General features: G+C 70.5%; 11 protein-coding genes. 6 read left to right on the forward strand and 5 right to left on the reverse strand.

Going from position 1 to position 13,355, the window contains the following annotated elements; all coding sequences use genetic code 11:
- Positions 1–67 precede the first annotated feature (67 nt).
- The 5 genes from J3S20_RS24525 to J3S20_RS24545 all read left to right on the forward strand — a co-directional run bounded on the left by J3S20_RS24525 (position 68) and on the right by J3S20_RS24545 (position 7,222).
- Positions 68–1,735, forward strand: a complete 1,668-nt coding sequence (locus J3S20_RS24525) for an MFS transporter (RefSeq protein WP_216839535.1) — start codon at positions 68–70, stop codon at positions 1,733–1,735.
- Between the two features lie 207 nt (positions 1,736–1,942).
- Positions 1,943–2,749, forward strand: a complete 807-nt coding sequence (locus J3S20_RS24530; RefSeq protein WP_216839536.1) for an enoyl-CoA hydratase — start codon at positions 1,943–1,945, stop codon at positions 2,747–2,749.
- An 88-nt stretch (positions 2,750–2,837) separates the two neighbouring features.
- Positions 2,838–4,478, forward strand: coding sequence for an acyl-CoA synthetase (locus J3S20_RS24535; RefSeq protein WP_216839538.1), 1,641 nt, complete (start codon positions 2,838–2,840; stop codon positions 4,476–4,478).
- Between the two features lie 410 nt (positions 4,479–4,888).
- Positions 4,889–6,127 carry an MFS transporter gene (locus tag J3S20_RS24540; RefSeq protein ID WP_216839540.1) on the forward strand — a complete coding sequence of 413 codons (1,239 nt, stop codon included), beginning with the start codon at positions 4,889–4,891 and terminating at the stop codon, positions 6,125–6,127.
- A 180-nt stretch (positions 6,128–6,307) separates the two neighbouring features.
- Positions 6,308–7,222 (forward strand): amino acid ABC transporter substrate-binding protein, encoded by a 915-nt coding sequence (locus tag J3S20_RS24545; protein WP_343215295.1) that lies wholly within the window; start codon positions 6,308–6,310, stop codon positions 7,220–7,222.
- Here J3S20_RS24545 and J3S20_RS24550 read toward each other — a convergent pair.
- The 4 genes from J3S20_RS24550 to xseA all read right to left on the reverse strand — a co-directional run bounded on the left by J3S20_RS24550 (position 7,201) and on the right by xseA (position 11,437).
- Positions 7,201–8,223 carry a hypothetical protein gene (locus J3S20_RS24550; protein WP_216839544.1) on the reverse strand — a complete coding sequence of 341 codons (1,023 nt, stop codon included), beginning with the start codon at positions 8,221–8,223 and terminating at the stop codon, positions 7,201–7,203. The genes J3S20_RS24545 and J3S20_RS24550 overlap by 22 nt on opposite strands.
- Positions 8,224–8,406: 183 nt before the next feature.
- On the reverse strand, positions 8,407–9,153 hold the full coding sequence (locus J3S20_RS24555) for an SDR family NAD(P)-dependent oxidoreductase (protein ID WP_216839547.1): 747 nt from the start codon (positions 9,151–9,153) through the stop codon (positions 8,407–8,409).
- 5 nt (positions 9,154–9,158) lie between these two features.
- Positions 9,159–9,974, reverse strand: a complete 816-nt coding sequence (locus J3S20_RS24560) for a M23 family metallopeptidase (protein ID WP_216839549.1) — start codon at positions 9,972–9,974, stop codon at positions 9,159–9,161.
- A complete protein-coding gene (gene xseA, locus J3S20_RS24565; protein ID WP_216839551.1) occupies positions 9,971–11,437 on the reverse strand; it encodes an exodeoxyribonuclease VII large subunit in 1,467 nt (488 codons plus the stop codon). The genes J3S20_RS24560 and xseA overlap by 4 nt, the downstream gene beginning before the upstream one ends.
- A 54-nt stretch (positions 11,438–11,491) precedes the next feature.
- Between xseA and purD the strand changes: the two genes are divergently transcribed.
- Positions 11,492–12,760: a phosphoribosylamine--glycine ligase gene (purD, locus tag J3S20_RS24570; protein ID WP_216839619.1), complete on the forward strand. Its 1,269-nt coding sequence runs from the start codon at positions 11,492–11,494 to the stop codon at positions 12,758–12,760.
- A 3-nt stretch (positions 12,761–12,763) separates the two neighbouring features.
- Here purD and J3S20_RS24575 read toward each other — a convergent pair whose 3' ends face one another.
- Complete coding sequence (locus J3S20_RS24575; RefSeq protein WP_216839552.1) at positions 12,764–13,270, reverse strand: MmcB family DNA repair protein; 507 nt, start codon at positions 13,268–13,270, stop codon at positions 12,764–12,766.
- Positions 13,271–13,355: the final 85 nt, after the last annotated feature.

A 13,355-nucleotide genomic window follows, 5' to 3' on the forward strand; every position in this document is an offset into this window, starting at 1 on the left:
GCGCGCGCGCGGCGTCATCGCGATTGGGGGGTATCGGATGTCTGCAAGCCAGACGGCCGCAAGGCCGATGTCGCCCGAGGAACGGAAGGTCATTGTCGCCTCCTCCCTCGGCACCGTCTTCGAATGGTACGATTTCTACCTCTACGGATCCCTGGCGGCGGTGATCGGCGCCAACTTCTTCAGCCAGTTCCCGGAATCCACCCGCAATATCTTCGCCCTGCTGGCCTTCGCCGCGGGCTTCCTGGTGCGGCCCTTCGGCGCGCTGGTCTTCGGCCGGCTGGGCGACCTGGTCGGGCGGAAGTACACCTTCCTGATCACCATCGTGATCATGGGCGCCTCCACCTTCGTGGTGGGCATCCTGCCGACCTCCGACAGCATCGGCATCCTCGCGCCGATCATCCTGATCATCCTGCGCATGCTGCAGGGCCTGGCGCTGGGCGGCGAATATGGCGGGGCTGCGACCTACGTCGCGGAACACGCTCCGCACGGCAAGCGCGGCTTCTACACCAGCTTCATCCAGGTCACCGCGACGGCCGGCCTGTTCCTGTCGCTCCTGGTCATCCTGTTCACCCAGCTGGCGGTGGGCGATGCCAATTTCCGCGCCTGGGGCTGGCGGATTCCCTTCCTGGTCTCGATCCTGCTGCTCGGCATTTCCGTCTGGATCCGCCTGCAGATGGAAGAAAGCCCAGCCTTCCGTAAGATGAAGGAGGAAGGCAGCGGGTCCAAGGCGCCGATCAGCGAGGCCTTCGGCCAGTGGAAGAATGCCAAGGTGGCGCTGCTGGCGCTGCTCGGCCTGGTCATGGGCCAGGCGGTGGTCTGGTACACTGGGCAGTTCTACGCGCTGTTCTTCATGGGCCAGGTGCTGAAGGTGGATGCCTTCACCACCAACATGCTGATCGCCTGGTCGCTGCTGCTGGGATCCGGCGGTTTCATCTTCTTCGGCTGGCTCTCGGACAAGGTGGGGCGGAAGCCGATCATCCTCGGCGGCTGCCTGATCGCGGCGCTGACCTATTTCCCGCTGTTCAAGCTGATGAGTGCGGAGGCCAATCCCGACCTCGCCCGCGCGCACCAGTCCATCTCGGTGCAGGTGGTGGTGGACAAGGCCGGCTGCTCCTTCCAGTTCAACCCAACCGGCACGGCACGCTTCACCCAGCCCTGCGACGTGGCCAAGGCGGCGCTGGCCCGCGCTTCCGTCAACTACACGGTCGAGGAAGCCGCCCCCGGCACGGTCGCCGGCGTGCGCATCCAGGGCGCGGCACCGATCATGGCCGATAGCCCGACCTTCGCGCGGGACCTCGGCGCGGCGCTGACCGCGGCGGGCTATCCTGCGGCCTCCAACCCCTCGGTGGTGAAGATGTCGAGCCCCTTCGACATCTTCCGCGAACAGCCGGCGGTGCTGATCGGCATCCTGACCCTGCTGGTGATCTACGTGACCATGGTCTACGGCCCGATCGCGGCGGCGCTGGTGGAGCTGTTCCCGACGCGGATCCGCTACACCTCCATGTCGCTGCCCTATCACATCGGCAATGGCTGGTTCGGCGGCCTGCTGCCGGCCACCTCCTTCGCCATGATCGCGCAGACCGGCGATGTCTATTACGGGCTCTGGTATCCCGTCGTCATCGCGCTGATCACCGTGGTGGTGGGCACCTTCTTCGTGCCGGAGACCAAGGACCGCGACATCTTCGCCACCGAGAACGACGCCCGTGCGGCGCGGGAGGCCGAGGCCCGCGGCTGAGGCCCAACCAGGCACGGCTTGTCAGGGGCCGGCGGGGCAACCCGCCGGCCCTTCGTCTGTCCGGCCCCCATCCGTTGCGGCAGTTGCGCGACCGCCCGCCCCCGGCGCAGTCTGCCGCCCCAGAACACCGAAGCCGGGAGCCCAGCCATGCCGAACCAAGGCCCTGCCGCAGCGGACCGCGACCCCCCGGCCGGCGGAGCCTGAGCGATGCCCGACGGCACCAACCCCCTGCTACTGCGGCAGGACAGCGAGACCGGCGTCACCCGCCTCACCCTGAACCGCCCGGACAGCCGCAACAGCCTGTCCTTCGCCATGCTCGGCGCGCTGCAGCATGCGCTGGAGGAGATCGCCCGCGACGCCAGGGTGCGCGTGGTGGTGCTGGCCGCCGCCGGCCCGGTCTTCTGCGCCGGCCATGACCTGCGGGAGATCACGGCGCATCGCAATGACGAGGATGCCGGCCGCGGCTTCTTCGAGGCCGCGATGCAGCGCTGCGCCACGGTGATGCAGGCCATCGTCGCTTTGCCCCAGCCGGTGATCGCGGAGGTGCAGGGCATCGCCACCGCCGCGGGCTGCCAGATGGTGGCGAGCTGCGACCTGGCGGTGGCCAGCGAGGCCGCGAAATTCTGTACGCCGGGCGTGGATATCGGCCTGTTCTGCTCGACGCCCGCCGTGGCCCTGTCTCGCGCCATCGCGGCCAAGCCGGCGCTGGAGATGCTGCTGACCGGCGCCATGGTGCCGGCGGCGGAAGCCCAGCGCCTGGGCCTGGTGAACCGCGTGGTGCCGGCGGCGGAGCTGACGGCGGAGGCGCTGGCGCTGGCCGGGCAGATCGCCACGCGCTCCGCCCATGCGGTGCGGCTCGGCAAGGCCGCCTTCCACCGCCAGCGCGGCCTGCCTCTGGACCAGGCCTATGCCCATTGCGCCGCGGTGATGACCGAGAACCTGCTGGCCGAGGATGCGGCGGAAGGCATCGGCGCCTTCCTGGCGAAGCGCAGCCCGGTCTGGCAGGACCGCTGACCCCGGCTTGCCGTAGATCATGGACAAGCCGGCGCGGCGGGGCCCTGATCCCGCCCGCGTCCAAGAGAACGACCAAGGGACTCCGAGAATGGCTGCCTCCGACTACGACGCCCTGCCGCGCACCCCGGCCAACCACCAGCCCCTGACGCCGCTGCTGTTCCTGGAGCGCTCCGCCACCACCTTCCCCGACCATACCGCCGTGGTGCATGGCGCCGTCCGCCGCAACTACCGCGAGCTGCGCGCCCGCTGCGTGGCGCTGGCCGATGCGCTGGCGAAGCGTGGCGTGAAGCGCGGAGATACGGTGGCCGCCCTGCTGCCGAACATCCCGGCCATGCTGGAATGCCATTACGGCGTGCCGATGTCGGGTGCCGTGCTGAACACGCTGAACACGCGCCTGGACGCCGGGACCATCGCCTATTGCCTCGACCATGGGGAGGCGAAGGTGCTGGTGGTGGACCGCGAATTCGCGCCGCTGGCCCGCATGGCGCTGACCCAGTGTGCCGTGAAGCCACTGCTGGTCGAGGTGGACGACCCCGAGGCCAGCGAGGCCGCGCGCGCCAACCGGCTGGAGGGCGCGCTGGACTACGAGGTGCTGCTGGCCGAGGGGTCCGAAAGCTACGACTGGAAGCTGCCGGGCGATGAGTGGGACGCGATCTCGCTGAACTATACCTCGGGCACCACGGGGCGGCCGAAGGGCGTGGTCTATCACCATCGCGGCGCGCAGCTGCTGGCCATCGGCAACATGCTCTCGGCCGGCATCGGCAAGCACCCGGTCTATCTCTGGACGCTGCCGATGTTCCATTGCAATGGCTGGTGCTTCCCCTGGTCCATCACTGCGCAGGCCGGCACCCATGTCTGCCTGCGCGCGGTGCGCGGCAATGCGATGTGGGCGCTGATGGCCGCCGAGGGCGTGACGCATATGTGCGGCGCGCCGATCGTCATGGCGACGCTGCTGGCCACCGCGGAGGCGGAGAAGAAGCCGCTGCGCCACCAGGTGCAATTCGTCACCGCCGGCGCGCCGCCGCCGGAGGCGGTGCTGGGCGCGATGAAGCAGGCGGGCTTCGCGGTCTGCCATGTCTATGGCCTGACCGAATGCTACGGCCCCTCCGTGGTCAACGAATGGAACCACGCCTGGGACACGAAGTCCGATGCCGAGCAGGCGGCGCTGATGGCGCGCCAGGGCGTGCGCTACATCGCGCTCGAGGGCCTGGTGGTGATGGACCCCGATACGATGCAGCCGGTCCCCGCCGATGGCACGACCATGGGCGAGGTCATGATGCGCGGCAATGTCGTGATGAAGGGCTATCTGAAGGACGAAGAAGCCACCCGAAAAGCCTTCGCCGGCGGCTGGTTCCACACCGGCGACCTCGCCGTGACCTACCCCGATGGCTATATCCAGCTGAAGGACCGCTCCAAGGACATCATCATCTCGGGCGGCGAAAACATCTCGTCTATCGAGGTCGAGGACGCGCTGTACAAGCACCCGGCCGTGGCGGTGGCAGCCGTCGTCGCGCGGCCTGACGAAAAGTGGGGCGAGACGCCCTGCGCCTTCATCGAGCTGAAGCCTGGCGCGGAAGCGACGGCAGAGGACCTGATCGCCTGGTGCAAGGGCCGGCTGGCCAGCTTCAAGGTGCCGCGCCACGTGGTCTTCGCCGAACTGCCGAAGACCAGCACCGGCAAGATCCAGAAGCACGTGCTGCGCGCCCAGGCGCGCGAGGGGGTTGGCTGAGCGGGGCGTGGCGTCACCTGCACCCGCCGAAGGCGGGTGAGCGGCCGAACGGCCGCCGCCGCATGTGCGGCGAGCCAAGCGCGCGGAGCGCGCGCCCGGCGCTTGAGGGATGGATGGGCGAATCTTTTCTTGCAAGGCGCGCGCAGCCTCCCCATCATCTTGCCAGTCGTCAACAACCGAAAGGAGGTGATCCAGTGTCTCATGGTATCAATGCGGGCGTCCGTTCCGCGGCCTGGATCATCGCCACTGCCAGCGCGGCGGCGAGTCACTAGGCTCAAGGCGGCAACGCCACAGGATCCATGCAAAAGGCCCCGGCGGAGTGATCCGCCGGGGTTTTTTCTTGGTGCTAGTCGCAACCTTTCCGGTTGGGCGGCGATGGGGGCTGGCCTCGCCAGGACCCTTACCGAATCATGTCGTCCCTCGCCGCGCTGAACGCGATGAACTTCTTCATGGCCGATGTCCGGGACGGGCTCGGCCCCTTCCTCGGCGTTTTCCTGCAGCAGCAGGGCTGGCAGCCGGGCGCGATCGGCCTGGTGATGACGCTAGGCGGCATCGCCGGCATGGCGGCCACCACGCCGCTCGGCCTGCTGGTGGACCACACCACCCATAAGCGCGCGCTGCTGGTCATCGCGGCGCTGGCCATCATCGCCGCCTGCTCCATCAACTATTTCGCGCCGCTCTTCGCCGTGACGGCGGTGGCGCAGGCGGTGGCGGGCATTGGCGGCGCGCTGGTCGCGCCCTGCATCGCCGCCATCACCCTCGGCCTGGTGCGGCAGCAGGGCTATGCGCATCAGCTCGGCCGCAACGAGGCCTATAACCACGCAGGCAATGCCTCCGCCGCCGCGCTGGCCGGGCTGTTCGGCTGGTGGTTCGGGCTGGTCGCAGTCTTCGTGCTGATGGCCGCCATGGCGCTGGCCGCCATCGTCGCGGTGCTGCTGATCCGCCCGCGCGAGATCGACCACGCAGCCGCGCGCGGCCTGCACGAGGCGGCGCCGGAGCCGCTGCTGCCGGCGCTGCTCGGATCCCGCCCGCTTCTGGTGCTGGCGGTGACGCTGATGCTGTTTCATCTCGCCAATGCGGCGATGCTGCCGCTGCTGGGCCAGGCGATGGTGGCGCGCAACCCGGATGTGGACCCGGCGGGCTATACCGCCGCCACCGTGATCCTGGCGCAGGTCACGATGATCCCGATGGCGCTGCTGGCCGCGCGGCTGGCCATGCGCCGCGGCTATTTCATGGTGTTCCTCATCGCCCTCGCCGCGCTGCCGCTGCGCGGCCTGCTGGCGGGCTTCGTCGCGCATCCGCTGGCCTTGGTGCCGGTGCAGATGCTGGACGGCGTCGGCGCCGGCATGCTCGGCGTCGCCGTGCCCGGCCTCGTCTCCCGCATCCTCGATGGCAGCGGCCATGTCACGGCAGGGCTGGCCGCGGTGATGACGCTGCAGGGCATCGGCGCGGCGCTCAGCGCCACGCTCGGCGGCTTCGTCGCGCAGTACTACGGCTATGGCGCCGCCTTCCTGGTGCTGGCGGGCGTCGCCGCCGCGGCGCTGCTGCTGTGGCTGGCCGCCAGCGCCATCCTGCGTCCGGCTGGCGCCGCGCAAGCTGCCTGCCCCGAAGCTGCCTGCCCCGAAGCTGCCTGCCCCGAAGCTGCCTGATTGACAGCCCCCGCCCGACGGCGTGACCATTCGGCCCGGGTAATCAAACAGGGGGCTTCAAAAATGTCTTGGGCACGGGGCCTTTCGGCCGCGTTCGTCGCCGCATGCGCGACCTTCTTCCAACCGGCGCCGGCTACGGCAGGACCGACGCTGGATGCGATCCGCGCGCGCGGATTGCTGGTGTGTGGCATCCATACCGGCGTCGCCGGCTTCGCGCTGCCGGACAGCCGCGGCGAATGGCAGGGCATGGATGTGGATCTCTGCCGCGGCGTCGCGGTGGCGATCTTCAACGATCCCACCAAGGTGCGCTTCGTCGGCCTCTCCTCCTCCACCCGCTTCACGGCGCTGGGCTCGGGCGAGGTGGATGTGCTGTTCCGCACCTCGACGCAGACCATGCTGCGCGACACCACGCTCGGCCTGCGCCATGCCGTCACCTATTTCTACGACGGCCACGGCTTCATGGTGCGCAACAACCTCGGCGTCTCCAAGGTCGCGGAGATGCGCGGCGCCACCATCTGCCTGATCCAGGGCACGACGAATGAGCAGGTGACGGCGGACTATTTCCGCTCGATCAACGTGCCCTTCACCCCCGTGCTGTATGAGCGCACGGACCAGGCCAGCGCCGCGCTGCAGGCCGGGCGCTGCGATGCCTTCGGCACGGATGCCTCCCAGCTTGCCGGCGTCCGCTCCTCCATGCCCCGGCCCGCCGACTGGACCATCCTGGAGGAGCGCTTCTCCAAGGAACCCTATGGCGCCTATCTCCGCCGCGGCGACGACGAGTGGTTCGACCTGATCCGCTGGTACACCTATGCGGTGATCGAGGCCGAGGAACAGGGCGTGACGCGCGCGAATGCCGAGGAGATGCGCCGCACCAGCGTGAACCCGAACACCCGCCGGCTGCTGGGCGTGACGCCGGAGCTCGGCCAGTCGCTGAAGCTGGACCCGGCCTGGGCCTACAACACCGTCCGCACCATGGGCAATTACGGCGAGATCTACGATCGCCACTTCGGCCCGAGCACGCCGGTGAACCTGCCGCGCGGCCCGAACCGGCTCTGGACCCAGGGCGGGCTGATCTACGCGCTGCCGCTGCGCTGACTCTGGGGCGGGGCAGGCCGGCGCGCCTGCCCCGCCAGCACCGCCTGCGAACCGGCCACCGCCCAGCGCGGCTGGCCGGCATGCACCATCATCCCCTCCGGCCCGATGCCGAGCTCCGCGCGCAGCCCCGCCAGGTCGCGATCCAGCCAGGCCATGTAGTCCAGCCCGGGATCGGCGATATCGACCTTGCAGGCGGCGCCGCGCGCCACGGCCAGGAAGAAGCTGTCCGGTCGCAGCGCGCCGCGCGTCACCACCTCCTTGGTGAACTCCTGCACCGGGATCGCCTGCTGGAACTGCAGAACGCAGGTCAGCATCGCCTCCAGCCGCGTCGGCTGGCCGCAGCCGCCGACGAAGCCGGCCAGGCACAGCTCGCCTTCGGTGGAGGTGTCGTAGCCGGTCAGCACATGCACATAGTCGTGCCGGCCCACCAGCACGGGCGGCATGCCGCGCGTCTCGCCCGGCAGCTCGAAGGGATTGTCCGCGTAGTAGCGCTGCAGCTCCGCCCCCAGCGTGCCGGGCGCGCGGGGCTGCCGCAGCTGCCTGGCATGGCCGCGGTCGAGGCCGAGCCGGGTGCGCGCGACGGCGGCCAGCGCGCCGGCCACGCCGCAGCCGGCCAGCTGCCGCACCAGCGGATCCGCCACCTGCAGGCGCAGCCGGGCAAGCCTTCCCGCCGCCGCGTGCCGCAGCAGGCCGATCTGCGGCTGGGGCTGGCCCAGCGCCGCGATCACCTGCGCCGCGCGCTCCACCTTCTGCGGATCGATGGCCTGGTCCATCAGGGGCATCAGCAGCGCAAGCTCGGCGATCGGCCGGGCGAGCGCGGGCGGCAGCGGCATGGTGGCATCGCCGGGCCTGGCCTCTGGGTCACGGAACAGATGCGTCGCGATGGCCCGCAGCACCGCGGGCTCCGGCGCGGTGGCGCCGCAGTGCAGGATCTCGCTGAGCCGCCCGAGTGCTGCGGCCTTCTGGTCTGCCGTGGCCTGAAGGAAGGGCTCGATCCGCATCCCTGGCTTCCCGCGCGTGCTGCAAGGCTCTCAGCCTAAAGCACTATCCGAAAACACTGGATCAGTGTTATCGGATTTCGTGCTTTAGGAATAATAACTTCTAGAGCACGAGATCCGTCCGAGAGGACGGATCGTGCTCTAGCGCGGCGCAACGCGGAGCCAAACGCGAATCCGCAGGCGGGATCAGATCCCGCCGCCATCCACCACGAAATACTGCGCCGTGACCATGGCGCTGTCATCGGCGGCCAGCCACAGCACCATGCGGGCGATATCGGGCGGCATCACCTTGCGCTTCAGGCATTGCTTCTGCATGTGCCGCTCCACCGCCTCCGGCGTCGCCCAGAGCGCCTCCTGGCGCTCGGTGAAGACCCAGCCGGGCACCACCTCGTTCACCCTGATCCCATCCACGCCGAGGTCCCGCGCCAGGCCACGGGTCAGGCCGCGCACGGCGGATTTCGCCGCCGTATAGGCCGGCATGCCGCCCTGGCCGGACATCCAGCTGACGCTGCCCATGTTGATGATGGACCCCGCCCCCGCCTTGCGCATCTCCGGCGCCACGGCCTGGGCGCAGAAGAACATGTGGCGCAGGTTGGTCGCCATGCGCTCGTCCCAGTAGTCGGGCTCGACCGTCTCGAGGCCGTGGCGGTCGTCGCGCGCGGCGTTGTTCACCAGCACCTGCACCGCGCCCAGGGTCCGTGCCACATGGGCGATGGCCTCCCGCAGCGCGGCGATGTCGCGCAGGTCGCAATGCAGGAACAGCGCGCCCGTCTCGGCCGCCACGCGCCGGCCGCCGGCATCGTCGAAATCGAGGAAGGCGACCCGCGCCTCCTGCTGCGCGAATTGCGCCACGATCTCCGCCCCGATGCCGGAGGCGCCGCCGGTGACCAGCACCACCTTGCCGGCCAGCGAGGGATAATGTGCGAAGCGCATGGGCGTCACCCTTGTTCAGCCGGCAACAGCGGCTGCGGATCGAGGAAGGTCTGATACCAGGACAGAGAGAAATGCAGATGCGGCCCGGTGACGCGGCCTGTCGCGCCCATCAGTGCGATCCGGTCGCCGCGCGCCACCACATCGCCCTCATTCGCAATGCGCTGGGACAGATGGGCATAGAGCGTGTTCACGCCATGCCCATGGTCCAGCACCAGGATCTGGCCGAAGAAGAAGAAATCGCCCGAGAGCGTGACGCGCCCCGGCAGGGCGGCGGAAATCGGCGTGCCGGTGGGCGCCGCGATATCCAGCCCGTAATGCGGCTGGCGCGGCTGGCCGTTCAGGATGCGCTGGCTGCCATAGATGCCGCTGATGCGCCCGCGCGCCGGCCAGGCCATCGGCGCCATGAAGCCGGTGCCGGCATTGTCCACCCCCCGCGCGGCGGCGAGCTGGGCGCGTTCCGCCGTGATCCGGCGCAGCGCCGCCTCGTCCGGCGTCACCATGGCGCCCGGCAGGCCGGTGATGCGCTGCACGTCCCAGTCGCGCTTCGCCACCGGCAGGCGCATCTCCTCCCGCCGCCCATCGGGCTTGGTGATGGACAGGGTGGCGCTGGGGTCGTGGTCGCGGCTGAAGCCGAGGGCGAAATAGCCTTCCGGGGAAACGCGCACCGCGCGCCCGTCCAGCGCCAGCCGCGTGCCGGCCAGCGCCTGGCCGCGCAGCAGCCCGCCCTGCGCGGGCACGCCATTCCAGGTGAGCTCCTGGGCCACGGCGCGACGGGCCAGCAGCAGAGCGGGGCTTGCGAGAAGAAGGCGACGAGCGATCAAAGCAGGGACTCCTGCGCCGGCGGGGTTTTGGGGCTTCGGCCGCGCTTCAGCGCCTCGCCCTCGGCCGTGGCGGCCACCTCTCCATCTGCGAAGGCGACCTGGAGTTTCGCGCCAGGGGCGACCTGCGCCGCACGGGTCAGGGCATGGCCTTGCGCATCCCGCACCAAAGCAAAGCCGCGGGCCAGGACGGATTGGTAGGACCCGGACTCCAGCCGCGCCGCAAGCCCGGCCAGCCGCGCCGCCTTTTCCCGCAGCAGCCCGGCCAAAGGCGCGGCGGAAAAAGCCTGCAGGGCGCGGGCGCCCTGGGCGCGCTGCACCAGCCGGGCGAAGGCGGCGCCCTTGCGGCCCTCCAGCAGGGCCAGGGTGGCGCGGCGGGCGGCGATGCCGGCGCGGGGGTGTGGGATGGGCAGCCGGGCCAGCGCCTCATGCCGCCGCCTGACGAAGCTGGCCAAGGCGGGGGCCAATCCCTCCTCCGCCTCGTCCAGCCGGCGGCGCAGATCCGCGACGCGGGCCGGCACATCCGGCAGGCGGCGTTCCAGGCGCAGCAGCACCGTCTCCGCCGCCCGCATCTGCCGCACCATGGCACCCCGCAGCCGCGCCTCCCGCTGCGCCAGGTCGGCCAGCAGGTCGGCCCGCGCCGGCACGGCCAGTTCCGCCGCCGCGGTCGGCGTGGGCGCGCGGCGGTCGGAGGCGAAATCGATCAGCGTGGTGTCGGTCTCATGCCCCACGGCGGAGATCAGCGGGATGGCGGAGGCGGCAGCGGCGCGCACCACCACCTCCTCGTTGAAGGCCATCAGATCCTCCAGGCTGCCGCCGCCGCGCGCCACGATCAGCACATCGGGGCGTGGAATCGGCCCGCCGGCCGGCAGCGCATTGAAGCCGGCGATGGCAGCGGCGATTTTTTCCGCCCCCCCCTTCCCCTGTACCGCCACCGGCCAAAGGATCACGCGGCGCGGAAAGCGCCGCAGGATGGTGGTGCGGATATCCTGGATGACGGCGCCGGCCTCGCTGCTGACCACGCCGACCACGGCGGGCAGGCGCGGCAGCGGCCGTTTCCGATCCTCCTCGAACAGCCCCTCGGCCAGCAGCTTCTTGCGCAGCATTTCGATGCGCGCCAGCAGCGCACCCTCGCCGGCGAATTCCAGTCGGTCGATCACTAGCTGGTATTTCGACCGGTCGGCGTAGGTGGTGATGCGGCCGGTGGCGATGACCTCCACGCCATTCTCCGGCTGGATCGCCAGCCGCGGCACGGTGGTCTTCCAGATCACCGATTCCAGCTTGGCATTCTCATCCTTCAGCGAGAGGTACCAGTGGCCGGAGGGATAGCGCTTCGCCTCGCACACCTCGCCCCGCACCCGGACCCGGCCGAAGGCGCCCTCCAGCGTGCGGCGCACGGCGCCGGCGATTTCGGAGACGGCGTATTCGGGAACGTTGCTGGCAGCGGGGGTGGGCGTCGTGTCCATGGCCGGACCCTATGCTAAGGGGCCGCCTGCGCGAAGCGGGGCGGAGAGATCGTGATGCGGGTGCTGGTGGTGGGTGGCGGCGGCCGGGAACACGCGCTGTGCTGGAAGATCGCGCAGTCGCCGCAGCTGGCAAAACTGTGGTGCGCCCCGGGCAATCCGGGCATCGCCGCCGTGGCCGAATGCGTCGCCATCGGCGCCGAAGATATTTCTGCCCTTGTCGCCTTCGCGCGGGACAAGGCGGTGGATCTGGTGGTGGCGGGGCCGGAGGCGCCGCTGACGCTGGGCCTGGCGGATGCCTGCGCCGCCGCCGGCATCGCCTGCTTCGGCCCCTCCGCCGCCGCCGCGCAGCTCGAGGGCAGCAAGGCCTTCTGCAAGGAAGTCGCGGATGCCGCCGGCGTGCCCACCGCCGCCTGGGCCCGATTCGAGGAGGCCGGCGCCGCCCGCGCCTGGCTGTCCGAAAAGGGCGCGCCGATCGTGGTGAAGGCGGATGGCCTGGCCGCCGGCAAGGGGGTGGTGGTGGCCATGACCCCGGCCGAGGCCGAGGCCGCCATCGCCGCCATCATGGAGGACCGCATCCATGGCAGCGCCGGCGCCGCCGTGGTCATCGAGGAATTTTTGCAGGGCGAGGAGGTTTCCTTCTTCGCCCTGTGCGACGGCACGGAGGCGCTGGCCTTCGGTGCGGCCCAGGACCACAAGCGCGTGGGCGACGGCGATACCGGCCCCAATACCGGCGGCATGGGTGCCTATTCCCCCGCCCCAGCCTTCACCGATTCCCTGCGCGACGAGGTGATGGCGCGTTTCATCCGTCCGACACTGGCGGAAATGGCCCGGCGCGGCACCCCCTTCCGCGGCGTGCTCTTTGCCGGGCTGATGCTCACGGCCTCCGGCCCGAAACTCATCGAATACAACGTCCGCTTCGGCGATCCGGAATGCGAGACGCTGCTGCCCCTGCTGCGCTCCGACCTGCTGCCCGTGCTCGCCGCCGCCGCCACCGGCAGCCTGGCCGGCCTCTCGCTGGACTGGGCGGCCGCCCATAGCCTGGTGGTGATCCTGGCCGCCGAGGGTTACCCCGGCACGCCCCGCCGCGGCACCGAGATCCGGGGCCTGCAGGCCGCCGCCGCCATCCCTGGCGTGCAGATCTTCCATGCCGGCACCAGCCGCGACGCGGCGGGGGCGGTGCGGGCCAATGGCGGCCGCGTGCTGGCGGTGCAGGCCAGCGGGGCCACGCTGCGCGCGGCGCGCGATGCTGCCTACCAGGCGGTGGAGGCCATCGACTGGCCGGAGGGATTCGCGCGGCGCGACATCGGCTGGCGCGCGCTTTAGACGCTACTCCGCCCGCAGCGCGGCGCGGATCTCGGCCTGGCCGGCGGGGTCCTGCAGCCCGGCCAGGCGGGCGGCGGCCACCACGGCATAGCGGTGCAGCAGCGACCGCCGCCGCGCCGGGGCCAGGGGATGGGCGGGGGCTTCCCGCACCAGGCTGGCCTCCGGCCCCTCCGCCACCACCAGGCCGACATCCTCCGGCAGCAACTCCTCGGGGAAGTCGAGGTCGACGGCGAAGTACAGCCGGTCACAGAAATCCCTGTACTCCGGCCACTTGCCGTCGCTGAGGAAATCCCGGGCGCAGGACTTCACCTCCAGCACCACGAAGCCGCCATCCGGCTGCAGCGCCAGGATATCCGCGCGCCGCCCGTTCGGCAGCGGCATCTCCCGCACCGGGGCCCAGCCGCGCTGGGCGCAGAAGCGCGCGGCGGCGCGGCAGACGGACAGGGTGCGCTCGGCGGGAAGCAGGGCGGGCGAGGACAGGAGCGAGGCGGGGGGCGAAGCTGCGGACATGGCGCATGTTCGCTGTGTGTTCACTGGTTGGTCAAGTGTTTCGCATATGGCGGAACCAATGGCTGCGCCATGCGTGTAACAAGCC

The sequence above is a fragment of the Falsiroseomonas tokyonensis genome (genome assembly GCF_019024325.1).
GTDB classification, from domain to species: domain Bacteria; phylum Pseudomonadota; class Alphaproteobacteria; order Acetobacterales; family Acetobacteraceae; genus Falsiroseomonas; species Falsiroseomonas tokyonensis.

Excerpts from the sequence above, each read along its gene's own strand:
- J3S20_RS24540 (WP_216839540.1), top strand. The coding sequence starts at position 4,889 with ATGTCGTCCCTCGCCGCGCTGAACGCGATGAACTTCTTCATGGCCGAT.
- purD (WP_216839619.1), top strand. The coding sequence starts at position 11,492 with ATGCGGGTGCTGGTGGTGGGTGGCGGCGGCCGGGAACACGCGCTGTGC.
- J3S20_RS24535 (WP_216839538.1), top strand. The coding sequence starts at position 2,838 with ATGGCTGCCTCCGACTACGACGCCCTGCCGCGCACCCCGGCCAACCAC.
- J3S20_RS24530 (WP_216839536.1), top strand. The coding sequence starts at position 1,943 with ATGCCCGACGGCACCAACCCCCTGCTACTGCGGCAGGACAGCGAGACC.
- J3S20_RS24575 (WP_216839552.1), bottom strand. The coding sequence starts at position 13,270 with ATGTCCGCAGCTTCGCCCCCCGCCTCGCTCCTGTCCTCGCCCGCCCTG.
- J3S20_RS24525 (WP_216839535.1), top strand. The coding sequence starts at position 68 with ATGTCGCCCGAGGAACGGAAGGTCATTGTCGCCTCCTCCCTCGGCACC.
- J3S20_RS24550 (WP_216839544.1), bottom strand. The coding sequence starts at position 8,223 with ATGCGGATCGAGCCCTTCCTTCAGGCCACGGCAGACCAGAAGGCCGCA.
- xseA (WP_216839551.1), bottom strand. The coding sequence starts at position 11,437 with ATGGACACGACGCCCACCCCCGCTGCCAGCAACGTTCCCGAATACGCC.
- J3S20_RS24555 (WP_216839547.1), bottom strand. The coding sequence starts at position 9,153 with ATGCGCTTCGCACATTATCCCTCGCTGGCCGGCAAGGTGGTGCTGGTC.